Source organism: Acinetobacter sp. PK01, from assembly GCF_022819285.1.
Classification (GTDB): Bacteria; Pseudomonadota; Gammaproteobacteria; order Pseudomonadales; family Moraxellaceae; genus Acinetobacter; species Acinetobacter tandoii.
The window spans coordinates 1110615-1137299 of the sequence record NZ_CP094643.1; the positions used below are offsets into that span (position 1 = coordinate 1110615).

The window sequence follows — 26685 nt, forward strand, 5'->3', positions numbered from 1 at the left end:
AAAAATTTTATGTGCTTTTAGCTGCGTGATAAGATTGTAACTAAGTGACTTATCTCTAAAAAGCGATCTACATGTTCCAACAAGAAATTGCTCAACTCAATCTCTCTAAGTTGAAAGTAGGTGACAAACGCTGGATCGGACAACTACAAGGTTCAGCTGCAGCACTATTATTTAAAGAAATCTCAAAACAACATCAGCAACTTTTTATCCTCGTTGCACGAAATAGTCAGCATTTAGCTCAGTTAGAAAGTGAACTTGAGTTTTATGGACTAAAGCCAACCATTTTCCCTGATTGGGAAATCTTACCTTATGACCGTTTATCTCCTCATCAAGATATTGTTTCAGAGCGTTTGGCAATTTTATCTAATATGCCGCAACAAGGGGTGTTATTGGTTTCAGCCTCAACTTTGGCACAGCGCGTTGCACCGACCTCTTGGGTGTTGGGAGAACATTTCGATATTCAAGTTGGACAAAAATTTGATATTGAAAAGCAAAAATTGCGATTGATTCAGGCAGGCTATCATCTGGTTGATACAGTATATGACCATGGTGAATTTGCCGTGCGTGGCAGTATTATGGATATTTTTGCATCTGGGCAAAATTCACCGATACGTATCGATCTTTTTGATGATGAAATCGAAAGTTTAAAATTTTTTGATCCTGAAACCCAACGTACCACGCAAAATCTAGAAAAATTTAGTGTACTCCCTGCAAAAGAATTTCCATTAAAAGAAGCACGTTCTTTATTTAGAGATCGTTATGCTGAAAGTTTTCCAACAGCAAATCCGAAAAAAAATCCAATTTATCAAGATGTACTTGAAGGGATTGCTTCGCCAGGCATAGAGTTTTATTTGCCACTTTTTTTCGATAAGTCTTTGATGCAAGGTCAAAGTACGCTTATGGCGTATTTACCACAGAATGGCATTGTCATTACAGATAATGGATTGGATGATGGGATATCGAGCTTCTGGAAAGAAGTTTCACGTCGTTATGAAGACCGTCGTCATAACGTTGATCATCCGATCTTGCCACCAGAAGAGCTATTTCTCTCACCTAATGTTGTTTTAGAACAATTAAATAAATTTGCTCGTGTTATTGCATCAACTGAAGCTGTAGAAGAGCGCGCTGGAGCAATCAATTTAGATACGGAAACTCCACCACGGTTAGCGGTTGATCCTAAGCAAGAAAAGCCTTTTGCTGCTGTAAAGCAATATTTAGATGCAGTTAATCATCCAGTATTACTTGTTGCGGAAAGTGCAGGTCGACGCGAAACTTTAAAAGATGCTTTGCGGCCTTTTTTAGGTGATATTCCAAGTGTCGAAAGCTTTGCTGATTTTCAGCAATCTTTACAAGCAATTGCAATTACCAGCGCACCACTTGATCGAGGGTTGGTTGTTCGAGGGCAGTTAAGTGTAATTTCAGAAAATCAACTCTATGAGCATCGCGTAGTACAGCGCCGCCGTAAGCGTCAGCAGGAAGTTTCAGAAGAGTTTCTGATTAAAAGTCTGACTGAGCTGAGTATTGGCGCGCCAGTGGTGCATATTGATTACGGGGTTGGACGTTATGCAGGTTTAGTCACATTAAGTATTGATGATCAAGAGCATGAGTTTTTGCAACTTGATTATGCTGATGCAGCCAAAGTTTATGTTCCTGTCACGAATTTACATTTAATCAGCAGATATAGTGGTGGGGATCCTGATTTAGCCCCATTACATAAACTGGGTACAGATGCTTGGAATAAAGCAAAACGAAAAGCTTTAGAGCAAATTCATGATGTGGCAGCAGAGTTATTGCATATACAGGCGCGTCGACAATCTAAACCAGGCATCAGTTTTGAGTTGGATCAAAGCTTATATATGCAATTTGCCAGCGGATTTGCATATGAAGAAACTTTAGATCAAGCCAATGCAATTGAAGCAACGCTGCATGATATGCAATTGGCCAAGCCGATGGATCGTTTGGTCTGTGGTGATGTTGGGTTTGGTAAAACTGAAGTTGCCATGCGTGCGGCTTTTTTAGCAGTTCAAAACAATAAACAGGTTGCTGTATTGGTGCCAACCACTTTATTGGCGCAACAGCATTATGAATCATTTAAAGATCGTTTCGCAGATTGGCCAATTCGTATAGAAGTATTGTCGCGTTTTGGTTCTAGCAAAACTCACCTCAAAATTATTGAAGATCTAGCCGAAGGTAAAGTTGATATTGTGGTGGGTACCCATAAGATTCTGCAAGAGAATGTCCAATTTAAGAATCTCGGTTTAATGATTGTAGATGAAGAACATCGTTTTGGTGTACGTGACAAAGAGCGAATCAAAGCGATGCGTGCCGATGTGGACATGCTGACACTTACAGCAACGCCAATTCCGCGGACTTTGAATATGGCATTTAGCGGAATGCGTGATTTATCGATTATTGCGACACCTCCTGCACGTCGTTTAGCTGTGAAAACTTTTGTACAAGAACATACATCAGAATCGGTAAAAGAGGCGATTTTGCGTGAACTGCTTCGTGGTGGGCAAGTTTATTTCTTGCATAATGAAGTGGAAACCATCGAAAGAGCAGCAGAAAGTATCCGTGAGCTTGTGCCGGAGGCACGGGTTGCGGTTGCACATGGACAAATGCGAGAGCGCGAACTTGAGCAAGTCATGCAGCAGTTCTACCATAAAGAATACAATGTATTGGTTTGTTCAACCATTATTGAAACAGGGATTGATGTCCCAAATGCCAATACAATTTTAATTGAACGAGCCGATAAATTGGGCTTAGCGCAGTTACATCAATTGCGTGGACGAGTAGGGCGTTCGCATCACCAAGCCTATGCCTATTTGTTAGTGCCTTCTATTAAAGGACTTAAAGGTGATGCAGAAAAACGACTCGATGCTATTCAGCGTGCTGCAACATTAGGTGCTGGTTTCATGTTGGCAACTGAAGACCTTGAAATTCGCGGTGCGGGTGAACTCCTCGGCGAGCAGCAAAGTGGCTCTATGCAAGCAATTGGTTATAGTTTGTATATGGAAATGCTTGAAAAGGCGACCAAAGCAATTCAGAAAGGTAAGACACCAAACTTTGACGCACCATTGTCGTTAACGGCTGAGATCAATTTGCATATGCCTGCATTAATTCCAGATGATTATTTGGGAGATGTGCATCAACGACTTCTTTTTTATAAGCGCATTAGTAATACAGATCAGCAAGAGAAACTCGATAATATTCGTATGGAATTGATTGATCGTTTTGGTATTCCACCGCAACCTGTAAAGCAGCTTTTTGCTGTACATCAACTGCGTCTTAAGGCTGAACATTTAGGGATTACTAAAATTGATATCAATACCAATGGTGGCTATATCGAGTTTTCGCAAGATACTCCCGTCCAGGCGATGACTATCATTAGTATGATGCAAAAACATCCAACCTTCTTCCGTATGGAAGGCGGGCAGCGCTTAAAAGTCATGGTGATGTTGGAAGATTTTCAAAAAAGAATCCAATTTATTAATGAGTTACTTGAGAGTTTGCTTAAAGAGTTAAATTAGTTGATAGGCAACACTTCTTTGGCTTGACTTTCTAAAAGTAAGATTAGAAGGATAGCCAAAGAAACAATTGATTTATTTGGAAAAATTATTAAAGTGTTAAATGTGATCAATATCATATAAAATAGCACTTTATTTGTAATGAAACACCTTTTATAGAATACTCAGCTCTAGTTTGATGTGATAGTATTAACCATCATTCTAATTTTCCATCATTTATAAAGATATGTTTAGTTTGCATCCACAACTTGCTCAAGATACGTTTTTTGTAGGCGATTTTCCGCTTTCTACATGTCGTTTAATGAATGATATGCAGTTTCCTTGGCTTATTCTTATTCCACGTGTACCTGGAGTAACTGAGCTTTATGAATTAAGTCAAGCAGATCAAGAGCAGTTCTTGAGGGAATCAAGTTGGTTATCTAGTCAACTTTCACGTGTATTCCGCGCTGATAAAATGAATGTTGCAGCATTGGGTAACATGGTTCCTCAGTTACATTTCCATCATGTTGTTCGTTATCAAAATGACGTGGCTTGGCCTAAACCAGTTTGGGGCACACCAGCAGTTCCATATACCAATGAAGTTCTTGCGCACATGCGTCAAACATTAATGCTTGCTCTACGTGGTCAAGGCGATATGCCATTTGACTGGCGCATGGATTGATCCCAGAAATCATTTGTTTATGGATGAATTGTGATTAGATTCGGGTTCTGGAGTAGGTAGTGCTATCATTAAGCAATTGGATAGATAGAGACCCTAAGCATTTTGAATATCTTCATCGTGTGATGGGATATGCAATGCTATCTCTACTTTTAGTTGTTTATCACTACACATCCCCAGAAACCAAGTATCAAATTTATGTCCCAATTCTGCTTGGAGTTGTGGCATTAATTCTTCCTAAACTTTCGAATTGGTTGGAATTTAAGTTTGGTTACCATGCTAAACGAAATACATTATTTGCGATTGATGTTGTAGTCATAGCAATTATGTTGTCGGCAGTGCATTTAAGTTTGGTGCTGACTTTTACTGCAATTTTTGCAATTTTATTTTCATCTATAAATACAAAAGTCTCTTTTTTCTCTGCCATGCTCACTTGTGTATTTGGTGTAGCTGTTTTTTACTTTAGTAATATTTTTATTTTCGGTTTCGGTGAGTATTTCGAACATACATCGTCAGAACTGACAGTTCTTTCATTTTTATGTTTAATCACCTATTTTGGCGTTGGAATTATTTATCAAACCCGTCGCATTCGCTATATCCATACCAAACGTGAATATTATTATAATCAGATGAACCGCTATATGGAGTTCGCAAACCAACTCAGTCGTTATGCACCACTACAGCTTTGGCAATCGATTATGAAAGGAGAGTCGGAAGCCAAAATTGAATATAAACGTAAAAAAATGACAGTTTTTTTTTCCGATATTCAAGGTTTTACCGAGCTGTCTGAAACATTAATTCCAGATGATCTTGCCTACTTACTCAATGATTATTTAAGTCACATGACCGAAATTGCTAAGCAATATGAAGGTACTGTTGATAAATTTATGGGTGATGCTATTTTAATTTTCTTTGGTGATCCTAATACGCAAGGTGTTGAGCAAGATGCGAAAACCTGTGTAGAAATGGCGATGGTCATGCGCCAGCAAATGAAGTTGCTTCGTGAGCGTTGGATTAAAATGGGTTATCCGCCATTACATATCCGCATGGGAATTAGTACGGGATATTGCCACGTTGGGAATTATGGTGCTGCACATCGTATGGCTTATACAATTGTGGGGCGTGATGCGAACTTGGCAGCTCGCTTACAAAGTGCGGCAGCAGTCGATGAAATTTTAATTTCGGATGATACTTATAATCTGATTAAAAATGACTATTTATGTGCGCCTAAATCACCAATTTACTTGAAGGGAATTCAGGGGCCTGTTCGTACTTGGCAGGTGATGGAAAAGTATACTTCTCAAAAAACAGATTATCAGCGTTGGTTTGATTATGAATATAAAGGTTTTCACTTATTGCTGAACTTAGATGAAGTACAAAACTTTGAGTATCCAGAGTTGATCACAGTGTTAGATAAAATGATTAAGCGCATCCAAACTCAGCAAAAATTAACCAACTCCCAGGGTATTGTGAAGTTAAAACTTGAAGACGAAGTCATTCAGCCTATTGAAAATACGCATATTCATTAAATCAAGTTAATCCTAAATTGATGTGATTTTCTATAAGTAAGAAATTGAACAATAAAAAACCACGCATTAGCGTGGTTTTTTACACGGGAATAGATTAATGATTTTCTGATGCGTGGTTGATGGTGTATTTAGGAATTTCAATTTCTAAATCTTCATCTACAATTTCAACTTGGCATGAAAGACGTGAATCAGGTTCTAATCCCCAAGCACGATCCAACAGATCAGCTTCAACATCATTCATTTCTTCGAGACTATCAAAACCTTTGCGTACAATCACATGGCAAGTCGTACATGCACAAGACATGTCACATGCATGTTCAATTTTGATGTTGTTTTTTAATAGGCTTTCACATAAGTTTGCATTTTGCTCTACTTCAAACTCAGCACCTTCTGGGCAGAATTGCGCATGTGGAAGTACTTTAATACGTGGCATAATCTTTACCTTAATTAGTTTGAGTTTGACCAGTCTTCGAGTTTAGTGCCTTTTAATGCGGCATCAATATGTTGATTCATACGTAATGCGGCAAAATTATCACTGTGTATTTTAAGCTGTTCGATTGATTGTTCAATAGCTTTGATATCATCACTTTTTAGCTGAGTCTCTAGTTGAGTCTTAGCTGTATTTAGCTGGTCAAGCTGTTCAGTGCTTAAAAGATGGGTATCAACTTTTAGGGCTTGCTCTAGTGCTTCAAGTTCACGCTGTGCTTCAACTTTGGTTTCTTGAAGATGACGAAGATTTTTGTCTTCTTCGGCATATTTAAAACCATCAAGTAATAGTCGTTCGGTATCTGCTTCAGATAAACCGTAAGATGGCTTGATATCAATTTGCGCGTGTACACCAGATGTGGTTTCTTTTGCAGCCACTGTGAGTAAACCATCAGCATCGACTTGGAAGGTCACTTCAATGCGAGCTTGTCCTGCAGTCATCGGTGGGATGCCGTGTAGCACAAAACGACCTAGGCTACGACAATGTTCAACTAGATCGCGTTCGCCCTGTACCACATGAATTAACATGGCTGTTTGACCATCTTGATATGTAGTGAATTCTTGACGACGTGCAACAGGAATAGCAGTATTTCGAGAAATTAGGCGTTCAACTAAGCCACCCATGGTTTCTAAGCCAAGAGAAAGAGGGGTAACGTCTAAAAGCAATGAGCCATCAGTCGAATTGCCAATTAATTGATTGGCGGTAATAGATGCACCAATTGCGACTACTTCATCTGGATTGATGGTACATAGCGGTTCTTGGTTGAATACAGTTTGAACCGCTTTTTGTACAACGTAAGACCGTGTAGAGCCACCCACTAAAACTACATTTTGAATGTCATCAAGTTCTAATTTAGCATCACGCATAACGCGTTTACAGACACTGATGGTTTTATCAAGTGCAATTTGAATAATCGATTCAAAAGTAGGGCGGTCAAGCTGTAATGATTGATCAAGAAGTTTGAGCTCAACTTCATTAACATCAGATAATGCTTCTTTTGCCTTGCGAGCAGCGACAACGAAATGCGCATATTCAGCATCATCAAGAAGTTCGATGTTTAATTGTTTTTTTGCCCATTTCACAATCAGACGATCAAGATCATCACCACCTAATGCTGTGTGTCCACCAGTTGCTAGAACTTCGAATACACCTTGCGAAAAACGAAGGATAGAAACGTCAAATGTACCACCACCTAGATCATAGATTACATAGTTACGATCTGTTTCTAAATTGCTTTCTTGGTCCAAACCATAAGCAACCGCCGCAGCTGTTGGTTCATTCAATAAACGAAGAACATTTAAGCCTGCAAGTTGAGCAGCATCACGTGTTGCTTGGCGTTGAGCTTCATCAAAATAAGCAGGAACCGTGATAACAGCACCATTAACTGGATTTTTAAGACTTTCTTCAGCACGGTCTTTCAGTTGTTTTAAAATTTCAGCAGAAATTTCAACAGGTGTTTTGCGACCTTGTGCAGTTTCAAATGCAGGCATTTGATGATCTTCACCCACAAGTGTGTAGGGGTGTTGAAATTTAATGTCAGCTTTAGAACGTCCCATAAACCGTTTAACAGAAACTATAGTATTTTTAGGATCTGTGGTAATAAAAGGTTTTGCATCGTCACCATAATGGGCTTGATGTGGAGCGTAATGAACGATTGAAGGAAGTAACACTCGACCTTGTTCATCGTTAAGAACTTTGGCTTTTCCTGAAAGTACAGTTGCGACTAAAGAGTGGGTTGTGCCTAAATCAATTCCAATCGCGATACGGTGTTCATGAGGTGCACTTGATTGCCCCGGTTCTGCAATTTGCAAGAGTGCCATGCGTTACATCCTTTGAGCAGCAAAATTTAAAAAATTAGAAATCATCATCAAGATCGAAACTATCATCATCCAAGAAACGATCTTCAGCTTTGTCGATATCGAGCATGACTTTTTGAAAGAAACGTAATTTTCTGACCGTGTCACGTGCTTCAGCCCAATCTTCATCAGTATAATCGATTTTGAACTCGCGAACTAAGCCGTCAATCCATTGCGAAACTTCTTTTTTAAGCGAGATAAGATCTTCGGTCGAAGATGCTTCATCAAGCTGTTCACGTATTTCTAGCGCAGATTGAAGGAATTCAAAATCATTAATTGATTGATCTAAATGATGATCTTGTTTTTTGAGAGCTAACAAATAACCAGCACGGCTATCGACATGAGATAAAACTTTAAATGCTTGATTGATTTCGCTTGATTTAATCAAGGCTTGATCTTTATCTTCAGCTTTATCAGGGTGATATTGTTGCTGCAGTTTTAAAAATTCGCTTTTTAAACTTGCTAAATCAATATCGAGCGCTACTGGAAGGTTAAACAACTCAAAATGATTCATGGAAGATGGAATCCGCAATAATTTCATGTAAATAAATAGAATTAAAACAGTGTAAAGACACTGTTTTAAAAAAGAAAGGCAATAGGGCTATTAAACAGTGAAAGATTCACCGCAACCACATTCACCTTTTTTATTCGGGTTGTTAAACTCGAAGCCTTCGTTGAGACCATTTTTCACATAGTCCATTTCCATACCATCGAGATAGACTAAACTTTTTGGATCTACAAAGACTTTAACACCGAACTGTACAAACATTTCATCATGTGCATCAACTTCGTCAACGAATTCGAGTACATATGCTAAGCCTGAACAGCCAGAAGTTTTCACGCCAACGCGAATACCTTCACCCTTACCGCGATTCTTTAAGTAATTGCTGATATGAGTTGCAGCATTTTCAGTTAAATTGATCATGAAAACTCCGTTATTCTTTCACTGATTTTGAAACAATTAAGCTTTAGTCTGCTTGTTGCGATAGTCTTCAACAGCAGCTTTAATTGCATCTTCTGCAAGTACAGAGCAGTGAACTTTCACTGGTGGAAGTGCAAGCTCAGTTGCGATATCAATGTTTTTAATAGCTTGTGCTTGGTCTAAGGTTTTGCCTTTTAACCACTCAGTCACTAACGAACTTGATGCAATTGCAGAGCCGCAACCATAAGTTTTAAAGCGAGCTTCTTCAATTACACCTTCGTCGTTAACTTGGATTTGAAGACGCATAACGTCACCACAAGCTGGCGCGCCAACCATACCAGTACCAACATTTTCAGCGTTTTTATCTAAAACACCTACATTACGAGGGTTTTCGTAATGATCAATTACTTTTTCACTATATGCCATGATGCTTCTCCAAACCTCGGGGTCAGCGTTAATATTAATATGGGGGTAAATTCGGTTTAATCAATGAGATCATGCGAAATGATCTCATTGAAAGCAGAGAATTAGTGTTCAGCCCATTCGACTGTAGAAAGGTCAATACCTTCTTTATACATATCCCAAAGCGGAGAAAGTTCACGTAACTTATCAACAGCTGCTCGGGTCACGCTTAACACATGATCAATGTCTTCTTCTGTGGTGTATTTACCAAAGCTGAAACGAATTGAACTGTGAGCCAACTCATCAGAAAGACCTAATGCACGAAGTACATAAGATGGTTCTAAAGTTGCAGATGTACATGCCGAACCAGAAGAAACGGCAGCATCTTTGAGGGACATCATTAATGATTCACCTTCAACAAAGTTGAAGCTGACATTGAGATAGTTTGCAACGTTTTGAGTTGGGTGACCATTAAGGAATACTTGCTCAAGATCTTGTAAACCATTCCAAAGTTTGTCACGTAGTGCGCGTAAGCGAGTTTGTTCAGCAGTCAAGTTTTTACCTGCTAGTTCAAATGCTTCACCCATACCTACGATTTGGTGTGTTGGTAAAGTACCAGAACGCATACCACGCTCATGACCACCACCGTGCATTTGTGCTTTTAAGCGTACACGAGGGCTACGACGAACAAACAACGCGCCAATGCCTTTAGGCCCATAGATTTTGTGAGCAGAGAAACTCATTAAGTCTACTTTTAAAGTGGAAAGATCAATTTCAACTTTACCAGCAGCTTGCGCAGCATCGACATGGAAGAAAATTTTGTTGGCGCGAGTAATTTCACCGATTGCAGCAACATCAGTTACAGTGCCAATTTCGTTGTTTACCATCATGAGTGAAACAAGAATAGTATCTGGACGAATTGCAGCTTGAACCATTTCAGGGGTAATTAAACCTGTTTGTGGTAAAGGCTCAAGGTAAGTAATTTCAAAACCTTCCGACTCTAATTCGCGGCAAGTATCTAAAATTGCTTTATGTTCGATTTTACTGGTAATGATATGCTTACCTTTAGAAGCATAAAATTGAGCTACACCTTTTAATGCTAGGTTGTCAGACTCAGTTGCACCAGAAGTCCACACGATTTCACGTGGATCTGCTTTAATTAAATTCGCAACTTGTTCGCGTGCGTATTCAACTTTCTCTTCAGCTTGCCAACCATATGCATGTGAGCGAGAAGCTGGGTTGCCAAAAGTACCTTCGAAAGTTAAACATTCCATCATGCGTTCTGCAACTTGAGGGTCTACAGGAGTGGTTGCTGCATAATCAAGATAAATCGGACGTTTCATTTCAAATACTACCTGTAACCGATAAAAGGGCTGAATCAAATGATGCTGTATTTTGACGAATTGCAACGGTTTGTACGTTGTCGCGGGCTACAAGATCAGCAAGTGTGATTTTAGCGAGATAATCGGCAATGTGGTGAGAGAGTTCTTGCCATAAATCATGTGTTAAACACATTGCACCATTTTGACAGTTGCCTTTATGGTCACAACGTGTTGCATCTACAGTTTCATTTACAGCTTCAATAATTTCTAACACAGTGATGTCTTCAGCGCTACGAGCAAGGTGATATCCACCATTCGCACCACGAACGCTAGAAACTAATCCATGACGTTTTAGCTTGGCAAAAAGTTGTTCAAGATACGCAACGGAAATAGTTTGGCGAGCTGCAATTTCGGCCAGAGTGATCGTTTGTTCAGTAGGCTGCAAAGCTAGATCAAGTAGAGCAGTCACCGCGTAGCGACCGCGAGTTGTTAAGCGCATGATTCGATACACATGTTTAGACTAGATGTGTAGATTCTATGAATCCTGACTAAAATAGTCAAGTTTTTTTAAGACCATTTATTTTGTTTTAATTAATAGTAAAAATAGTAATTTATGAAAGCCAAACATTATACACAAATAAAGTAATAAGAAGTACTGTGGTTACAAAAAAGGCAGCATTAATACGCTTTTGCTTTTGTTCTAGGCGGCGGATGCGATTTTTATATTGTTTTACCTCGACTTGAAGCGAATTTATTTTAGAGCGTTGTTGGTCAATTTTCTCTAAAAGTGGTGCAACACGTTTATTGGAGGAGGTAATATTCTTTTCATCATCAACAGGTCGTAGGAACCACTGTTTCCAGTCAGCAAGTACTTTAGGGGCACTAAAAAGCAACACCAAATCACGAAACTCATCTTTTAGTACAATATCGCCATCTATACGCATCGTTTTAATACTGCGTCGATTTGCAAAGACAAAAATTTTGACGAGATCCATAAGTGTGGTTCTGACGTCAAGATCTACAGGTTTCTCAGGTGCTTTGGTATCAAATAGGATGCCATGCTCATTAAATTGCACATAAAAGTCGAAATAGGGAACATAGCTATTAATTTTGATCGCAACTTTCTGTTCAATAAATTTTTTAGCTTGTAATGCAACAACAGGATCGCGTTTAACAATAAAAGTAAAAATCGTTTCTAAAACAATCATGGATGTTGTCAGCAACAAATGTGGTTGATTTTGTCTTTGTTGCGAATCGCTCATAAAACCTAATCCTTGCGGGTAAACAAATTGTCCTATCTCATTGTATGTGTTTGAGGACTGAAATTAATTGCATATTAAACCTGCTTTGTAGAACAGTTTTGCAAATCGATCAAGTGTTAAGTTTGCTATTATGAGTTTATTTATACGGTTGTTGTGTGAATGGGACAGAAAATAAGCTGGAGTAGCTCGAATGAATAAAACGACAAAAACAGAGAATAATGAAGATGGAGTTTCCGCATTGGATGATATGCAAAGAGAGCGTATCCGTCATCGATCAAAAGCTGGGCTGGATTTTAGAAAATATACCAAACAGATTTGGCTGGCAGGTTTGGGGGCTTTTTCAAGAGCGGAAGAAGAGGGAAATAAGCTATTTGACTCTTTGGTTAAAGTTGGTGAAGAGCTTGAGTCCAAAACAACGGAAATTGCTGACCAAACGGTCGAAAAAGTTTCAGAGAAAGCTAAAGAGTCAGTCGTTGATACTAAAGACAAAGTGGAGAAGCTGATTGATCACAGTGTGCATCATTCTTTAAATCGGATCGGTCTGGTTACCGTAAAAGATATTCAACATTTGGAAAGTTTGATTTTACAATTACATAGTAAGGTTGATGCTTTGATTATAGAAAATGAACAACTGAAAGCAAAAATTGATAAAAAATGACAGATTTCGGAAGTTTGCTATTTTTTCCAAGTAAATTTGCGATTAAATTTGTAGAAAAGCTCAAGAGGAGTATTGCGTTCTCCCCTAAAGCATTGCTATAAAGGCGTTATGGTAATTTAAACTATATCCTTGAACCTTAAATAAACGATATTAGAGGACTTCATCTTCATGAATAAATCAGAATTAATTGATGCAATTGCAGAAAAAGGGGGATTGTCTAAGACTGACGCAGGTAAAGCCTTAGACGCGACAATTGCTTCAATCACAGAAGCACTTAAATCTGGTGATACAGTTACACTTGTTGGCTTCGGTACTTTCAATGTGAAAGAACGTGCTGCTCGTACTGGTCGTAACCCACAAACTGGTGCGACTCTTGAAATTAAAGCTAGCAAAGTTCCTAGCTTTAAAGCAGGTAAAGGTTTAAAAGATTCTGTAGCTTAATCTTTTAACGATTTACCAAACGCGCCTCCTTGGCGCGTTTTTTATTAATAATGCTGATTTGATGTCTAAACGCATTCATTCATATCAGGTTTTCGGGTAAAATGCGGCACAAATAAAATATTGGAATACTTATGGAATCTTTTCGTAAAGTTATTAAGGGCTGGTTGGGCAAAGTTTTGCTCATTTTGTTTTTGACCCCTTTAGCACTTGTAGGTATTGAAGGATATTTTAGTAGTGGTAGTTCTAAGGACACTGCAAAAACAGTGAATGGGCAAGAAATTAGCAATAAAGAGCTGGAAAACGCGACGAAGTCGTATAGTCAGCAGTACTTATCTTATGTAAATGGTGATGAAACTTTGTTGAATCAGTCTTTTATTAAAGATAAAGCTTTAGAGTCATTGATTGCACGTAACTTATTATTACAACAAGCAGAAAAATTAGGCATTTCATTGAGCGATGCTCAAATTGAGCAAATGATTGCACAACAACCAAGCTTGCAAGAAAACGGCAAGTTTTCTGAAGCGCTTTATGCGAATTATTTAAAATCAGTGGGTTTAACAAGCCAGGCATGGATTGAAAATTTACGTCAAGATCATGCTTTGAAGATGATGTCGTTAATGGTGATGGATTATGCCTTGGTAAGTAAGGTTGATATTCAGCAAATTGCGAATTTGCAAACTGAGCAACGTACTATTCATTTGGCAAGTATCAAACTTGACGATTATAAAAAAGGCATTCAAGTTAGTCAGCAAGAAGTTTCTGATTATTATAACAAGCATAAAAATGCATTTAGACAAGTTGCAAGTGTTGATGTCGATTTTGTGGTGCTTAGCCCAGCGAATTTACCTGCGGTAAATACTCAGGTTACGGATGCAGAATTGCAACAAGCTTATGCAAAATTTGTTGAATCTCAAAAGTCTACAGTTAAGCCTTCAGTGAAGCATATTCTTATTACGGCTGATTCGCGCTCAGATGCTGATGCGAAGAAATTAGCTGATAGTGTGGCTGCACAAATTAAAGCAGGTATGAGTTTTGCTGATGCTGCTCAAAAGTATTCTGATGACACTGACTCAAAATCAAAAGGTGGGGTTCTTGCAGCCTATGATAAAGGTGTATTTGGAGATGCATTTGATAAAGCTGTTGCGTCTTTAAAATCAGGTCAGGTTTCAGCGCCAGTGAAAACCCAATACGGTTATCACATTATTTCTGCTGAAGCGCCAGCAATTAAGTTGCCATCTTTTGAAGCTGAAAAACCACGTTTAATTGCTGAAGTACAAAAAGCGAAAACGGCAAATGCATTCTCTGATACTGTAAATAACTTGAATGAAATGGTAGTGGGTAGTGATGCGCTCGATACTGTAGCTCAAGAAGTTAAAGGAGTGCAGGTTCAATCAATTAAAGGTTTAACTTTAGGCATGCAGCATCCAGTTTTAAGCGAAGCAAATGTAAAAGCTAAACTATTTAATGATGATGTGAAAAGTGGTGACCGTAATGCTTCAAGTAACATCCAATTAGCTAATGGCGATGTTGTTTGGGTAAAAGTACGTGATTATCATGCGGCTGGTGAACAAACACTGGCTGAAGCAAGCGCGCGCGTGAAAGCAAAATTGATTGAGTTGAAAGCTACGGCTGCTGCTAAAGCAAAAATTCAAAAAGCATTGGATGAATTTAAAACTCAACCAGCTGCAACAGTAATTGCTAAAAATCAATTAAGTTTTGAAGATGCGGGTGTGTTTACGCGCTCACAAGGTTTAAAACGCCAGATTGAACGTGCGGCATTCAGTGTTCCAGCACCTAAAGCAGGCATGTGGTCAGTAACAACAGCGTCGTTACCAAATGAGTTTGTTGTGGTTGCGATTTCTAATGTGAACAAAACTGCTGCAAATGCTCTGACACCAGAACAGTTGGCAGAATTGACAAAGCTTTATCAACAACTTCGTGGTCAGCAAGAACTTGATGACTACACTCAATATTTAAAGAGCCAAGCGAAAATTAAATAGACGACAGTAATAAAAAAACCAGCCTAGGCTGGTTTTTTTATGCTTATAAGATTATTCAGCCCGAAGAATAATTTCATAGCCTGTATATTTACGAATGTTAATCACACCTGTATCGAGCAGTAAGTATTGACCTTTAATACCCTGTAATTTCCCTCGGATGATCGGAGTCTTATCTAGATTGTGTGACTTAATCTTTTCAGGGTAATGTTCGACAGGATAAATGAACTCACGAGGTTGTTCATTTTCCAGAAGTTCAACGCTTTCGTTAAATTCAAGATTTTGGCTAAATTCATCACGAATAGTTTGAATTTTAGGTGCAAATTCTTCTATCAGTTGTTCACGTACTTCAAGTAAGTTGATAGGTTCAGCTTCACCTTTAAGAAGTTTGCGCCAGTCAGTTTTATCAGCAACTTGAGTCCCAAACATGATTTCGAGTTGACCCGATAAGCGACGAGAACCCACTTTCATAATTGGAAGAGCCTGAGTAGCACCTTGGTCTAACCAACGTGTAGGCATTTGTCCAAGACGGGTAATTCCGACTTTCAATGCACTGGAATTAGCCAAATAAACGATATGCGGTTGAAAACATACTTCATGCGCGAAACTATCTTCACGGCATGTACCTAAATGATAATGGCAGGTTTCTGGTTTCATAATGCACATGTCGCAAGATGCTTTGGTTTTAAAACATTTAAAACAATGCCCTTGAGAATAAGACTTCGGTGTTTTACTGCCACAAGAAACACAGTAAATATTTCCAGTCCACTCCAACTCAATTTCTTGACCTAAACTGAATGGAAGCTCAATTTCTGCGCGATCTAAGATAAATTTATATTCAACATTTGCCTTGCGAGTCTGTTGATCAGTTACACTAAGGTCTTTGAGACCTGCTTGCATTTTATGACAAATGCCTTGTAGTTCCATGAAAAGCTCACTCAATATTAAGGATGCAGTTATGGCTGAACAGAATGTCATCACTTCTATGTTAGACGATTTATCTCAGGAACAGCCTATTCAAACTGCATTGTGTATTGGCCAAAATTTAGAACAATATGACCAGAATCAATCAATTCGTTGGGCTTATTTTAACGTAACTGAGTTGCTAAGTCTGCCTTTTACTCAGCGGTATGATTTGGGTTTTGTTGTGTTGGATAACACAGAGATGAGTGGCTTATCAGATGTGACCAAGGCACAATTTTTAGTGAAGCTACGTGATTTAATGGCGAAAAAGTTGGTTGTGGTCACGACAGAGCAAGATAATAAATTAATGCGCTCACTTGGTTTTACCCAACTTATTGAAAAGTCAGCACAGGGTAATGATTTGGCAATCTGGCAATTCAACATTTTAAACTACAAACATGTCCCAGATTGGTTTAACTCTAAATACTGGGCGAATCCTGAGAACTGGAATAAATTTCGCTGGTGATTTTTCCGTTTGGGGAATAATTGTAAAAATGAGTTTGTGCTTTTTTAAGTTTGAACAAGCTCATTATTTATTTTGCCAATGAGCATTTTCATCTTTTATAATAAGCTGCTTTCTTTTTTGACATTTGTCACACATCTTCCTGATATGATGCCTTTACTTACTGATTCCTTGCAAAATCAGCCTTTTTCTATTTTTCTTGAATACTTGCCGACTAAGCACGCACAACTTGTGCCGTCGTGCATAGCTGGCTATCCAGTGACCATGACGATTGCTGATCGTGTACGTAGTGATGATGATCCAGAGCCATTAGCAATTGCCCAAAATTATGCTGCTGAGATTCCAAAAATTTTACATTTTTCTGGGAAAGGGCGAGACATAGCGGATTTTAATGAATTTATTCGGGCGATACAGGAACAAGGATATTCTAATGTATTGTTACTGACAGGTGATAAGTTAAAGCATCATCAAGATGGTCAAGATGTAAATTTGCCACGAACGCGTTATTTAGAATCTGTAAATGCTGTAATGCAGGCCAAAAAGCTTGCGCCTCAAATAAAAGTTGGGGTGGCGCTGAATCCATTTAAATATACAAAAGCGGAGCACGATGCTCAATATTTTAAATTAGATAAGAAAGTACAGGCTGGTGCAAACTATGTTGTCACGCAGTTAGGCTTTGATTTGGACGCGTTAAAAGAAGCTAAGCATTATTTAGATAAACTGCCCTCATGTTTGGATTTATTTGCCTGCGTCATGCCATTAACAGCGGCGCGAGCCGAATTCATGGTTAAGCATAAAGTTGCAGGTATTGTTTTGACTCCGCATCTTTTACAGTTGCTTAAACACGAGCAAAGTATAGATGCAGCCATTGCAGAACAAAATGTTTACGCACGTTGTGCTTTGCAGATTTTAATTTGCCGATATTGGGGATTTGCTGGAGTGCATTTATCTGCCTGTCATAAGGCCGAAGAGCAAAAAAAATTAGAACAGGCGCTTGAGCGTTTTCAGGATTTTAGTTTTGAGCAATGCATGCAGATTTGGAGTGAACTGCATCAATTGAAATCGGGTGATGAGCTTAAGCCTAAACCTGATGTATTTCAAAAGAAAGTGTCTTCAGAGCAAACGCTCAAGTATAAAAGTATGCAGTTTATGCATGATTCAATGTTTGATTCCAAGATTGCGAGGAGTCTAGGGCGTAAATTTTTTAATCCTAAGCTTTGGTCGGGGCAATTTGCCAATAAATTGCTTATGAAGTCTGAATACATGTCTAAACATGGTGTGGTAGGCTGTGAAAGTTGTGGTCAATGTCGTCTAGCGGACACCTTATATATTTGCCCTGAAACTTGTCCCAAAGGCTTAGCGAATGGTCCTTGTGGTGGAACTACTTTAGACCGGTGTGAATTTGGAGATCGCGAATGTATTCACTCGGTTAAAGCGCGTTTGGCAGAGCAGACTAACCAAATAGCGATATTAAAAGAACGCTTAATTGACACAGTGCCTATAGAATTACGCGGCACAAGTTCTTGGGTGAATTGGTTTAATCCCAAATAAAAAAAACACGCCTAAGCGTGTTTTTTATAAAATTGGTGAGGATTAGAAATTGTATTCCATACCTGTACCAATCACAGTGCGCTTGTCGTCATCACTTAACCAATCACGTTTTTGTTGTGCTACGATGCCGTAGAAACGTGCTTGCTTGTTAATTTTGTAGTCTAAACCGATGCCATACTGGTCAATAGTACGATCATCATGACCATCACGTGCAGTTTTTGCTGATTGGTATTGTCCTTTTACAGCAAAAGGAGTGTTACCAATTTTGTAAGTAACAGCAGCAATCCACGAATCTTCTTCTAGACCTTTGTAGTTAGCTAGAATCGCTTGACCGTTTGTATCTTTTTTACCAGTGTCATAAGCAGTTAAGTCGTCTTTTGGTTCAGCATGTTGCCACAAACCGCCAAGTACCAGACCTTTCACACCAATTGAAGCGAAGTCATAAGAACCTGTTACGCGGTAAGCATCAGAGTAAATATCTTTTAAGCTATATGCATTGTATTTACCTTGAATGCCAGAGTTACCAGCAACTGCTAGGGCTAGACCTAAATCTTTATTTTCATAGTTTAATGAAGCTGAAACAGCATCACCAAAGCCATCACGTTTATCATTATTGCCAGTTGTTCCCGCTACTACGCTAGAAGAACTTTCACCTTGTTGGAACATTACATTGAATGATAAGCCAGCAAGTAATTTAGGGTCAGATTCAAAACCAACGACGTTGTTTGAGCGCTCTTCACCATACATGGTATTGGTAATATCTAAAATTGTGTGGTCGTTGAAGATATCTTGATTGTTACCAGCAGCTGTTTTGAAGTAAGAGTCAAATTTACCTACTTTTAGTGCACCAATACCATCACTTTTTAAACCAATGAAGCGGTTACGCGCACTGAGGTCTGTATCTGAACCAGAACCATCAGTTGCAATTGCCCATTCAGCTAAATAGATTGCAGATAATTTTTCTGTTAGCTTTTCTTCACCTTTAATACCAAAGCGAGAAGCATTAGAGTTGATTTCAGTTACATCACTCTTGCCATCAAAACTTTTGTTATCAACATTGTCGATCGATACGTTTAGTTTACCGTACAATGTTGGCGCTGCCTGTGCTGCGTTTAAGCTTAAAGTTGTCACTGCTGCAGCAAGTAGCAATTTTTTCATTGAGATTTCTCCAAAACACGATTTTTATGGCAAGTGCCTACAAACTCTTATTTTTAGCTCGCTTCTGTACAATTCGTTACATAGCTCACCAACTTGCTATGCAGTATCTGTAAACTTTGTGACAGCAAAGTGAAAACTAAATGACAGTTTGATGACGTGATGTGATTGGATAACACTCAGTTTTTGTTTTATTTTTTCTCTTAAATGAAAAATGGAGCCGAATGGCTCCATTGACTGTGTAGGTTATCAAGTTAAGATTCTAAAGCAGCTTTAATTTTTTCAGCTTGAGCTTTAATCTTTTCTTGATCACCCATTTGTGCAGCGTGCTTACCTAAATGATGCACATTGGTCGGAATGAGATGGAAATGGACATGCGGAACAGTTTGTCCAGCAGGTGCTCCACTTAATTGCATTAAGATAATGCCATCTACACCCAATGCTTTTTCTATTGCACGTGCAATTTTTTGTGTGACCTGAATGGTATAGGCGGCAGCTTCGGCAGGTAAATCAAGTAAGCTTATAGCTGGAGTTTTAGGAATGACTAGGGTGTGGCCTTCAGCTTGCGGCATGATATCCATAAAAGCAAGAACCTGATCATCTTCATAGACTTTAATTGCAGGAAGCTCTCCACGAAGAATTCTTGCAAAAATATTTTGATCATCGTAAGCCATAATTATTCCTTTAACAGTCTCCATTTAAGGAGAAGCTTGGTGGTTATTTACAATTTAATTCTTTCTGACGAGCTTTGATTTCATCAAGACGTTGCTGCTCTTTGTCTGAAAATTTAGGTTTGGTAGTATAGCAATTGTCATTACCAAACTTTGCTTTTGCTTCAGGGTCTTTAAAACAGAAACCTTTAGATGCATAGATGACATCATGATCATTCTTGAGTTTTTGACACTCTTGCTCTGGCGTAGCAGCCAAAGTATTTGCACCAATAAGGGTAGATAGACCAGCAAGACAAGCAATAAGCAACTTACTCATAAGAGTTTCCTCACGGTTTGTAACAGTATATGTTTAATACCTTATTACAATATTGGGTTTAATTTGTCATCTTCAATGGCAATAAATTACTCTAGCGTACTTTTGCTTAACATGATAGGCAAAAGTTATATATATCAATAATTTTATAAAGTTAAATTGATAATAAAAATTTAACTCATTTAACTTTAATTGTTATTGTCTCTAGTTCAACGTTATGTTGGACTTTTTTGAATTTGTTATGGGGAATGACATGATTGAAAATTTTTATAAATATCTTGGGGCTTTACATGATGCCAGATTGTATGAATTCTTACTTGATTGGAATCCAGAATTATGGAAATTCGATGTTATTTTATATGTCCATATCTTCTCTGATTTTGATTGTGAATTGGAGCAATATTCGCTTGAGAAAGCCTTAGTGACATTTGAAAATGCTTCAATTGATAAATTCAGTATTACGAATGATTTAAGTTGCGGGCAATTTTACATAATTGATTACGAAGTTAAAGATCTAGGAAATGATAAGTATCAATTTGTTTTTGAATTTAACAAAACTGTACCAGAATTGGTTATCACGGCTGAAAATATGAGAATTACATCCTCTGGAGTTGTGGTAGAAAAGAATGAACAGCATCTGGCGACCAATTGGTCAAAATTATTTGATTAAAAGATTGCGGTATTAGCCAATTGGGTTATGTCTGATTTTGTTAAAATTATTAAAATAAAAACCCCCACTATATTAAGTAGGGGTTTTTTTATTAAATTTGAAATAAACTTTTGATTATAAAAAACCAAATCATTCCAATGTAATTTTGCTCCAAGATTCATATAATTTTACTGCACTAGAAAAATCACTTTCTGCAGGTGAAAGATCACTTGCTGCTTGTATGAGACTTTGTGTCAATGCAATTACAGGTGCTGAAAGTTTAGCATCACGGACCAAATCTAATGCTATTCCAGTATCCTTTGCTAACAATGGTAAAGCAAAGGTAAGCGGGAAGCTACGGTTTAAGACGCGTTGCGGTAATACGGTTTCAGTCACACCACTTTTACCACTAGAGGCATTAATACAATCTAGTGCTTCACCCAAATTTACACCATGTGCTTTCAAAGTGGTCAAGCCTTCGGCAACTGAGCAAAGATTGACAGCAAGAAGCATATTATTCACAGCTTTCACAGCGAAACCAGCACCTGAGTTACCCACATGCTTAATGAGTTTTCCAATCGCTTGCAAGGCAGGGAGAGCTTTTTCGAACGCTTCTGCATCACCACCGACCATAACGGTCAGTGTAGCATTTTCAGCGCCAATCGTTTGACCACTTACAGGAGCATCTAAGAAAGTCACTTGTTGTGTTTGTAAAGCTTCTGACAGATTTTTAGCAGACTCTGGTACACCACTTGTACAATCAATCCAGATACTGCCTGCTTTTAACTCTAATCCAGAAATAAGCGCTTCAACATCTTGGCTTGTTGGAAGGCAAGAAAAAATGATGTCTGCCTGAACTGCATCTTGTAAAGAAACAGCAAGGGTTCCATATTCAGCTGCATGTTGTTCAGCTTTGGAAAAATTACGATTCCAAACAAAAACGGTTTCAAAATGTTTAGGGAGATGAGCTGCCATACGATAACCCATAGCACCTAAACCGATAAAAGCAACTGAATGAATCATGATTTTTCCTTTATATCTTTGTCGATCTTTGTTCTAGCCACGAGGTGAGTTTGGGCCAAAATTGTTCAGCGCTTGCCTTATTTGACATTAAGCCCAAATGTCCTCCGGGGATAAGAGTAAACGTGACATCTTGGCTGTTTGTCAATTCGCATAATGGTTTTATTGCTCCTTCTGTAACAAGTTGATCGGTTTGACCTGCGCCAATCAATAAGGATGAAGTAATTGAATTTAATTTGATTTGTTTATCTTCAAGTTGAATAACCCCATATTTTAGTTCATTTTTCAGCCAAATTTTAAAAATCATGTCTTGGTTGATACCACCAGGGTAGTCAATCATATTATTGAGAAACTGACTAATCGTGGCATTTTCACTGATGGTTTCCAAATCATCTAAGTTGTTCAAAAGGGTTTTATAACTTGCATACCAACCTTTAGGGTCCAGAATTTTAAAACCAATTGAATTTAAGCGCCCTGGTGTATGAGTAAATTTTTTGGGAATATGGCTTGAAAATAAGAATTGATGCAGTGTTGTATTTTTTTGGATCAGTCGATACATATTTTGATTCACTTTACCAATGAATCCTGAAGCATAACTATCAATAGGACTGCCTAAAATAATTAAGTTTTTTACAAAATTAGGCTGTCGTAAAGCACTATAAAGTAAAACAAAAATGCCTGCCATACTCCAGCCATGTAGTGAAATTTGCTCAGATTGAGCATGACTGCGTATCTTGTTAATACAGTCAGGAAGTGCGTAATCAATAATGGTGAGGAAGTGAATATGTCGGTCACGGAAACGAAAGTGGTTCCATTCCACTAAATACACATCAAAACCTTGATTTTGAAAATGTTTTACTAAAGACCGATAAGGAAACAAATCGTATATCGCCATATTAATGGCAAAAGGTGCAACAAAAACTAGCGGTTCGAGATAACGATTTGAGACAGCAGGGTAATAACGCACTTTAGAATAATCATTGTGTGCCACAATTTCAAAAGGCGTACTTTCGGACAAAATGAGTGAATGTTGCTTGAAGATGCGCGTAGATAAGTTTTTAAGTTGGACTTTCTGACTGGCGATCCGTTGTTTTAGTTGTGTCATCGCGGACATTTTAATTGGCCTACCTGAAGATTTGCTCGAAGTCTAAACGATAATTTTATATTTTACCTTGACCTGAAATGGCGTAGACGCTCAAAATGTTGGCAATTATTCACAAAGGCAGTTCTGAGAACTGAATCGTAGAAATGAGCCAACAAGACGACATTGAATATCAACTCGATACATTAGCGATTCGTACTGGTCATACGCGTAGTTTTGAGGGTGAGCACGGCGAGCCAATTTTTTTAACCTCATCATTTGTTTATGAAAATGCGGCTGAAGCTGCGGCCAAATTTTCTGGACAAGAACCAGGAAATATTTACTCGCGCTTTACCAATCCAACTGTATCGATGTTTGAAAAACGTTTAGCTGCTTTGGAAGGTGCTGAGCGTGCAGTTGCAACCAGTTCGGGTATGGCTGCAATTATGGCAGTGGCAATGTCGTTTTTAAAAGCAGGGGATCACGTGATTTGTTCCCGCGCTGTTTTTGGTTCTACAGTTTCATTATTTGAAAAGTATGTGGCTAAATTTGGTGTTGCAGTCGATTTTGTAGATTTAACGGATTTGTCAGCTTGGAAAAATGCGGTTAAACCGACCACTAAGCTTTTATTTGTGGAGTCTCCATCAAATCCTTTGGCAGAAGTGGCAGATATTCAGGCCTTGGCAGATATTGCACATGCAAATAATGCATTACTTGCGATAGATAATAGCTTCTGTACGCCTGTATTACAGCGCCCAATTCAGTTTGGTGCCGACTTAATTGTTTATTCAGCAACAAAGTATTTAGATGGTCAAGGTCGTGCCTTGGGTGGTGCTGTCGTGGGGAGTCATAAACTTCTTGAGGAGGTTTTTGGTTATGTGCGTACAACAGGCCCATCAATGAGTCCTTTCAATGCGTGGGTATTCCTCAAAGGTTTGGAAACTTTAAGTTTGCGCATGAAGGCACACTCTGAAGGTGCGCAAAAGTTAGCTGAATATCTTAAACAGCACGATAAAGTTGAAAAAGTCTATTATGCAGGTTTGCCTGAACATGTGGGGCATAAGCTTGCAGCAAAACAACAAACTGGCTTTGGTGGTATTGTATCTTTTGAAGTAAAAGGTGGGCGTGAAGAGGCTTGGAAAGTCATCGATAATACCCAATTTATTTCAATAACAGGTAACTTGGGTGATGTGAAGTCAACAATTACCCATCCCGCAACCACGACTCATGGTAAGCTTTCGCCTGAAGCAAAAGAAGCGGCGGGTATTCGTGAAAGTTTAATCCGTGTTTCAGTCGGTTTAGAAGACATTGATGATATTATTCGTGATATCGCACGTGGTTTAGATTTAATTTAATTTAATTTTTTAATTTTATGTTCGGAGATTTTAATGAACATTAATATGCTGATGCAGCAAGCACAACGCATGCAAAAAGATATGGAAGCTAATCTTAAAAAAGCCAAAGAAGAGCTTGCACAGACTGAAGTTCATGCGGAAGCGGGCGGTGGTTTGGTTAAAGTGACGATGACTTGCCGTAATGTAGTGAAACGTATCGAAATTAATCCTGAATTGTTACAAGACGATCCAGATATGATTGAAGACTTGATTGCGGCTGCAATGAATGATGCAGCACGTCAGGCAGAAGCAATTTCTGAAGAGCGTCTAAAAGGTGCAAGTTCAGGCATGGGTCTACCACCAGGTCTTGCAGGGATGTTCTAATCCTAAGTGGTTTCTTACCTCCCTTTTTAGGGAGGTATTTTTATATAGGAATAATCGTGTTTAGTGATCGATTTGAACAATTAGTTCAAGCTTTAAGAATTTTACCGAGTGTGGGGCCAAAGTCTGCACAACGTATGGCATTGCATCTGATTATGAAAAATCGGGAAGGTGCAGTAGGTTTAGCTCATGCTTTGACCGAAGCAACCAATCATATTCATGAATGTTGTGTGTGTCATTCACTTACAGAAGAAGAAGTCTGTGATATCTGCCTTTCTAACGAGCGTGATGACCAGCTTTTGTGTGTGGTAGAGTCTCCTGCGGATGTGATGGCCATTGAGCAAAGTGGAAGTTTCCGAGGCAAATATCATGTTTTAGGTGGGCATTTGTCACCACTCGATGGTATTGGACCAGACGAAATAGGCATTCCTCATTTAGTACAGCGCTTAACTGATGGCAAAATTACAGAAGTGATTCTTGCAACCAACGCAACCGTTGAAGGTCAAGCAACTGCACATTATTTGGTTGAAGCTTGTAAGCATTTACCTGTCCATATGACAAGAATTGCACAAGGCGTACCACAAGGTGGTGAGCTGGAATATGTGGATAGTCATACTTTGAGTCAGGCTGTACACAACCGTATGCGCATGAAATAAGTAAATACTTGTTTCATGTTCATTTTAGAGGAATAGTCCTTTAAATTTTGAAAGATATTTTAACGATCGGTATATTTTTAGGAAATTAATAATATAAAAAAAGTATCAATAAACAGATAAATAGAGCTTATGTACTAAAATTTAAAATAATTATTTAACAGAAATTTAAAATTTTTATAGATAATTGTTATATATAAGGTAAGATATCTTTTTAGAGAATCTATTCCTAGACTCGGCAGTATGTTTCAGTTTATTCAGCACCAAACAGATTTCAATAACTTTTTGTCCATCATGGATCAAAATTCCATTTATGGGCTTGATACAGAGTTTATTAAAGTGGATACCTTGTGGCCAAAGCTTGGTGTGTTCCAAATTAACGTTGCTAATCAAGTCTATTTATTAGATGGGACGACTTTAGATCTCACATTATTCTGGAAAAAAATCTTTACTGCGCAATTGAATGTGTTTCATGCTTGCGGCGAAGATATTGATTTAATTTATCATTACGCAAAAGACAAGTCACTCAGTAATGTTTTTGATACCCAAATTGGGATGTCATTTTTAGGTCATGGCTTGCAAGTCAGTTATCAAAATGCGTTGAAACAAATGTTGAATGTGGATATTGATAAAGATCAGACCCGTTCAGATTGGTTGGCGCGTCCATTGTCTCCAGAACAACTCAATTATGCTGCGAATGATGTACTGTACATCATGGCTTTGGCACAAAAAGTCAGATCAGAATTACAAGAAAAGTATTTATTAGATTTTGCTCAGGAAGATTGTCGAAATCTAACCTATGAAATTGGTCAAGAAACGCCATTGGCTTTGCTTTATCAAGATATTGGAAATTATCGTCATTCACGCCGTGAGCTGATGCAATTACAGCAATTGGCTGTTTGGCGTGAGCAAATGGTTAAGGCACTCAATCAGCCGCGTAGCTTTATTCTTAAAAATTCGACCATGATTGATTTGGTCGAGAAAAATCCGAAAAATCATTTTCAATTGTGTAATGTCAAAGATATTCGTCAAAACATTCTACGTGAACATGGGAAAACCATTTTAGACTTATTGAAGTTTTTACCTGCTCAAGAAGAATGGCCATTGCGTATGGCACGCCCAATCCGCCATTCATCTAAAGAAATTGGCAATAAGGTCGATGCTGTCATTCAAAAAGTGGTCAATGAAACAGCAGTTCCGAAGGAAGTCTTATTGCGCAAAAAGTGGCTCAATGCTATGTATCAGCATGTCGTCTCGGGTCATGATGAGCAGGATTTACCAAACTATTTACTTGGATGGCGTTATGAGCTTTTGACTAGGCCGCTCATTCAAGTATTACACGACGATCAGCAATATTTATCTACACAAATGCAAGTCGCCCAATAGTCAC

27 protein-coding genes are annotated in these 26685 nt (G+C 38.4%); 13 read left to right on the plus strand and 14 right to left on the minus strand.

Going from position 1 to position 26685, the window contains the following annotated elements; all coding sequences use genetic code 11:
- Nucleotides 1-71: 71 nt before the first annotated feature.
- The 3 genes from mfd (at nt 72) to MP622_RS05315 (ending at nt 5714) form a co-directional block, all read left to right on the plus strand.
- Nucleotides 72-3530, plus strand: a complete 3459-nt coding sequence (gene mfd, locus MP622_RS05305; RefSeq protein ID WP_243792879.1) for a transcription-repair coupling factor — start codon at nt 72-74, stop codon at nt 3528-3530.
- A gap of 223 nt (nt 3531-3753) precedes the next feature.
- Nucleotides 3754-4188: an HIT family protein gene (locus tag MP622_RS05310; RefSeq protein ID WP_044740445.1), complete on the plus strand. Its 435-nt coding sequence runs from the start codon at nt 3754-3756 to the stop codon at nt 4186-4188.
- A 122-nt stretch (nt 4189-4310) separates the two neighbouring features.
- Nucleotides 4311-5714 (plus strand): adenylate/guanylate cyclase domain-containing protein, encoded by a 1404-nt coding sequence (locus MP622_RS05315; protein ID WP_243793465.1) that lies wholly within the window; start codon nt 4311-4313, stop codon nt 5712-5714.
- A gap of 94 nt (nt 5715-5808) precedes the next feature.
- Here MP622_RS05315 and fdx read toward each other — a convergent pair whose 3' ends face one another.
- The 8 genes from fdx to MP622_RS05355 all read right to left on the minus strand — a co-directional run bounded on the left by fdx (nt 5809) and on the right by MP622_RS05355 (nt 11965).
- Nucleotides 5809-6147, minus strand: coding sequence for an ISC system 2Fe-2S type ferredoxin (fdx, locus tag MP622_RS05320; protein WP_151505178.1), 339 nt, complete (start codon nt 6145-6147; stop codon nt 5809-5811).
- Between the two features lie 14 nt (nt 6148-6161).
- Nucleotides 6162-8021: a Fe-S protein assembly chaperone HscA gene (hscA, locus tag MP622_RS05325; protein ID WP_243792881.1), complete on the minus strand. Its 1860-nt coding sequence runs from the start codon at nt 8019-8021 to the stop codon at nt 6162-6164.
- A gap of 34 nt (nt 8022-8055) precedes the next feature.
- Nucleotides 8056-8571, minus strand: coding sequence for a Fe-S protein assembly co-chaperone HscB (hscB, locus tag MP622_RS05330; RefSeq protein ID WP_016166299.1), 516 nt, complete (start codon nt 8569-8571; stop codon nt 8056-8058).
- Between the two features lie 90 nt (nt 8572-8661).
- Nucleotides 8662-8982 (minus strand): iron-sulfur cluster assembly protein IscA, encoded by a 321-nt coding sequence (iscA, locus tag MP622_RS05335; protein ID WP_016166298.1) that lies wholly within the window; start codon nt 8980-8982, stop codon nt 8662-8664.
- Between the two features lie 36 nt (nt 8983-9018).
- Entirely contained in the window at nt 9019-9405 is a 387-nt protein-coding gene (iscU, locus tag MP622_RS05340) for a Fe-S cluster assembly scaffold IscU (RefSeq protein ID WP_016166297.1), read from the minus strand.
- A 101-nt stretch (nt 9406-9506) separates the two neighbouring features.
- Nucleotides 9507-10724: an IscS subfamily cysteine desulfurase gene (locus MP622_RS05345; protein WP_016166296.1), complete on the minus strand. Its 1218-nt coding sequence runs from the start codon at nt 10722-10724 to the stop codon at nt 9507-9509.
- A gap of 1 nt (nt 10725) precedes the next feature.
- Nucleotides 10726-11202 (minus strand): Rrf2 family transcriptional regulator, encoded by a 477-nt coding sequence (locus MP622_RS05350; RefSeq protein ID WP_016166295.1) that lies wholly within the window; start codon nt 11200-11202, stop codon nt 10726-10728.
- A gap of 112 nt (nt 11203-11314) precedes the next feature.
- A complete protein-coding gene (locus MP622_RS05355; protein WP_243792884.1) occupies nt 11315-11965 on the minus strand; it encodes a hypothetical protein in 651 nt (216 codons plus the stop codon).
- Nucleotides 11966-12212: 247 nt separating this feature from the next.
- Between MP622_RS05355 and MP622_RS05360 the strand changes: the two genes are divergently transcribed.
- The 3 genes from MP622_RS05360 (at nt 12213) to MP622_RS05370 (ending at nt 15064) form a co-directional block, all read left to right on the plus strand.
- Nucleotides 12213-12623, plus strand: coding sequence for a phasin family protein (locus MP622_RS05360; RefSeq protein WP_243793466.1), 411 nt, complete (start codon nt 12213-12215; stop codon nt 12621-12623).
- A gap of 168 nt (nt 12624-12791) precedes the next feature.
- Entirely contained in the window at nt 12792-13064 is a 273-nt protein-coding gene (locus tag MP622_RS05365; protein WP_004697018.1) for an HU family DNA-binding protein, read from the plus strand.
- Nucleotides 13065-13195: 131 nt separating this feature from the next.
- Nucleotides 13196-15064: a SurA N-terminal domain-containing protein gene (locus MP622_RS05370; RefSeq protein ID WP_243792885.1), complete on the plus strand. Its 1869-nt coding sequence runs from the start codon at nt 13196-13198 to the stop codon at nt 15062-15064.
- Between the two features lie 51 nt (nt 15065-15115).
- On the opposite strand, the gene MP622_RS05375 is transcribed toward MP622_RS05370, so the two are convergent.
- Nucleotides 15116-15988, minus strand: a complete 873-nt coding sequence (locus MP622_RS05375) for a DUF2797 domain-containing protein (RefSeq protein WP_104442054.1) — start codon at nt 15986-15988, stop codon at nt 15116-15118.
- A 31-nt stretch (nt 15989-16019) separates the two neighbouring features.
- Between MP622_RS05375 and MP622_RS05380 the strand changes: the two genes are divergently transcribed.
- Nucleotides 16020-16490: a DUF6231 family protein gene (locus tag MP622_RS05380; RefSeq protein WP_243792886.1), complete on the plus strand. Its 471-nt coding sequence runs from the start codon at nt 16020-16022 to the stop codon at nt 16488-16490.
- 147 nt (nt 16491-16637) lie between these two features.
- Complete coding sequence (locus MP622_RS05385; RefSeq protein WP_243793467.1) at nt 16638-18038, plus strand: methylenetetrahydrofolate reductase C-terminal domain-containing protein; 1401 nt, start codon at nt 16638-16640, stop codon at nt 18036-18038.
- A gap of 42 nt (nt 18039-18080) precedes the next feature.
- On the opposite strand, the gene MP622_RS05390 is transcribed toward MP622_RS05385, so the two are convergent.
- The 3 genes from MP622_RS05390 to MP622_RS05400 form a co-directional block, all read right to left on the minus strand.
- Nucleotides 18081-19196: a porin gene (locus tag MP622_RS05390; protein ID WP_104442056.1), complete on the minus strand. Its 1116-nt coding sequence runs from the start codon at nt 19194-19196 to the stop codon at nt 18081-18083.
- Between the two features lie 251 nt (nt 19197-19447).
- Nucleotides 19448-19867 (minus strand): HIT family protein, encoded by a 420-nt coding sequence (locus MP622_RS05395; protein ID WP_104442057.1) that lies wholly within the window; start codon nt 19865-19867, stop codon nt 19448-19450.
- Between the two features lie 43 nt (nt 19868-19910).
- The gene (locus MP622_RS05400; protein WP_016166286.1) at nt 19911-20180 is read right to left on the minus strand and encodes a YARHG domain-containing protein; all 270 of its coding nucleotides are present in this window, start codon (nt 20178-20180) and stop codon (nt 19911-19913) included.
- 250 nt (nt 20181-20430) lie between these two features.
- Between MP622_RS05400 and MP622_RS05405 the strand changes: the two genes are divergently transcribed.
- On the plus strand, nt 20431-20847 hold the full coding sequence (locus MP622_RS05405; RefSeq protein ID WP_243792887.1) for a hypothetical protein: 417 nt from the start codon (nt 20431-20433) through the stop codon (nt 20845-20847).
- Between the two features lie 129 nt (nt 20848-20976).
- Here MP622_RS05405 and MP622_RS05410 read toward each other — a convergent pair whose 3' ends face one another.
- Both MP622_RS05410 and MP622_RS05415 read right to left on the minus strand, forming a co-directional pair.
- Nucleotides 20977-21849, minus strand: a complete 873-nt coding sequence (locus MP622_RS05410; RefSeq protein ID WP_243792889.1) for an NAD(P)-dependent oxidoreductase — start codon at nt 21847-21849, stop codon at nt 20977-20979.
- A 10-nt stretch (nt 21850-21859) separates the two neighbouring features.
- Nucleotides 21860-22951, minus strand: coding sequence for an alpha/beta fold hydrolase (locus MP622_RS05415; RefSeq protein WP_243793468.1), 1092 nt, complete (start codon nt 22949-22951; stop codon nt 21860-21862).
- Between the two features lie 143 nt (nt 22952-23094).
- Here MP622_RS05415 and MP622_RS05420 point away from each other — a divergent pair, with 143 nt between their 5' ends.
- From MP622_RS05420 to MP622_RS05435, 4 genes are all read left to right on the plus strand, one after another.
- Nucleotides 23095-24282 carry an O-succinylhomoserine sulfhydrylase gene (locus tag MP622_RS05420; protein WP_243792890.1) on the plus strand — a complete coding sequence of 396 codons (1188 nt, stop codon included), beginning with the start codon at nt 23095-23097 and terminating at the stop codon, nt 24280-24282.
- Nucleotides 24283-24315: 33 nt separating this feature from the next.
- Nucleotides 24316-24645, plus strand: a complete 330-nt coding sequence (locus tag MP622_RS05425; RefSeq protein WP_243792892.1) for a YbaB/EbfC family nucleoid-associated protein — start codon at nt 24316-24318, stop codon at nt 24643-24645.
- A 56-nt stretch (nt 24646-24701) separates the two neighbouring features.
- Nucleotides 24702-25298 carry a recombination mediator RecR gene (recR, locus tag MP622_RS05430; RefSeq protein ID WP_044740453.1) on the plus strand — a complete coding sequence of 199 codons (597 nt, stop codon included), beginning with the start codon at nt 24702-24704 and terminating at the stop codon, nt 25296-25298.
- Nucleotides 25299-25538: 240 nt separating this feature from the next.
- Entirely contained in the window at nt 25539-26681 is a 1143-nt protein-coding gene (locus MP622_RS05435) for an HRDC domain-containing protein (RefSeq protein ID WP_243792894.1), read from the plus strand.
- Nucleotides 26682-26685 lie beyond the last annotated feature (4 nt).

Excerpts from the sequence above, each read along its gene's own strand:
- mfd (WP_243792879.1), top strand. The coding sequence starts at position 72 with ATGTTCCAACAAGAAATTGCTCAACTCAATCTCTCTAAGTTGAAAGTA.
- MP622_RS05310 (WP_044740445.1), top strand. The coding sequence starts at position 3,754 with ATGTTTAGTTTGCATCCACAACTTGCTCAAGATACGTTTTTTGTAGGC.
- MP622_RS05315 (WP_243793465.1), top strand. The coding sequence starts at position 4,311 with ATGGGATATGCAATGCTATCTCTACTTTTAGTTGTTTATCACTACACA.
- fdx (WP_151505178.1), bottom strand. The coding sequence starts at position 6,147 with ATGCCACGTATTAAAGTACTTCCACATGCGCAATTCTGCCCAGAAGGT.
- hscA (WP_243792881.1), bottom strand. The coding sequence starts at position 8,021 with ATGGCACTCTTGCAAATTGCAGAACCGGGGCAATCAAGTGCACCTCAT.
- hscB (WP_016166299.1), bottom strand. The coding sequence starts at position 8,571 with ATGAATCATTTTGAGTTGTTTAACCTTCCAGTAGCGCTCGATATTGAT.
- iscA (WP_016166298.1), bottom strand. The coding sequence starts at position 8,982 with ATGATCAATTTAACTGAAAATGCTGCAACTCATATCAGCAATTACTTA.
- iscU (WP_016166297.1), bottom strand. The coding sequence starts at position 9,405 with ATGGCATATAGTGAAAAAGTAATTGATCATTACGAAAACCCTCGTAAT.
- MP622_RS05345 (WP_016166296.1), bottom strand. The coding sequence starts at position 10,724 with ATGAAACGTCCGATTTATCTTGATTATGCAGCAACCACTCCTGTAGAC.
- MP622_RS05350 (WP_016166295.1), bottom strand. The coding sequence starts at position 11,202 with ATGCGCTTAACAACTCGCGGTCGCTACGCGGTGACTGCTCTACTTGAT.
- MP622_RS05355 (WP_243792884.1), bottom strand. The coding sequence starts at position 11,965 with ATGAGCGATTCGCAACAAAGACAAAATCAACCACATTTGTTGCTGACA.
- MP622_RS05360 (WP_243793466.1), top strand. The coding sequence starts at position 12,213 with ATGCAAAGAGAGCGTATCCGTCATCGATCAAAAGCTGGGCTGGATTTT.
- MP622_RS05365 (WP_004697018.1), top strand. The coding sequence starts at position 12,792 with ATGAATAAATCAGAATTAATTGATGCAATTGCAGAAAAAGGGGGATTG.
- MP622_RS05370 (WP_243792885.1), top strand. The coding sequence starts at position 13,196 with ATGGAATCTTTTCGTAAAGTTATTAAGGGCTGGTTGGGCAAAGTTTTG.
- MP622_RS05375 (WP_104442054.1), bottom strand. The coding sequence starts at position 15,988 with ATGGAACTACAAGGCATTTGTCATAAAATGCAAGCAGGTCTCAAAGAC.
- MP622_RS05380 (WP_243792886.1), top strand. The coding sequence starts at position 16,020 with ATGGCTGAACAGAATGTCATCACTTCTATGTTAGACGATTTATCTCAG.
- MP622_RS05385 (WP_243793467.1), top strand. The coding sequence starts at position 16,638 with ATGCCTTTACTTACTGATTCCTTGCAAAATCAGCCTTTTTCTATTTTT.
- MP622_RS05390 (WP_104442056.1), bottom strand. The coding sequence starts at position 19,196 with ATGAAAAAATTGCTACTTGCTGCAGCAGTGACAACTTTAAGCTTAAAC.
- MP622_RS05395 (WP_104442057.1), bottom strand. The coding sequence starts at position 19,867 with ATGGCTTACGATGATCAAAATATTTTTGCAAGAATTCTTCGTGGAGAG.
- MP622_RS05400 (WP_016166286.1), bottom strand. The coding sequence starts at position 20,180 with ATGAGTAAGTTGCTTATTGCTTGTCTTGCTGGTCTATCTACCCTTATT.
- MP622_RS05405 (WP_243792887.1), top strand. The coding sequence starts at position 20,431 with ATGATTGAAAATTTTTATAAATATCTTGGGGCTTTACATGATGCCAGA.
- MP622_RS05410 (WP_243792889.1), bottom strand. The coding sequence starts at position 21,849 with ATGATTCATTCAGTTGCTTTTATCGGTTTAGGTGCTATGGGTTATCGT.
- MP622_RS05415 (WP_243793468.1), bottom strand. The coding sequence starts at position 22,951 with ATGACACAACTAAAACAACGGATCGCCAGTCAGAAAGTCCAACTTAAA.
- MP622_RS05420 (WP_243792890.1), top strand. The coding sequence starts at position 23,095 with ATGAGCCAACAAGACGACATTGAATATCAACTCGATACATTAGCGATT.
- MP622_RS05425 (WP_243792892.1), top strand. The coding sequence starts at position 24,316 with ATGAACATTAATATGCTGATGCAGCAAGCACAACGCATGCAAAAAGAT.
- MP622_RS05435 (WP_243792894.1), top strand. The coding sequence starts at position 25,539 with ATGTTTCAGTTTATTCAGCACCAAACAGATTTCAATAACTTTTTGTCC.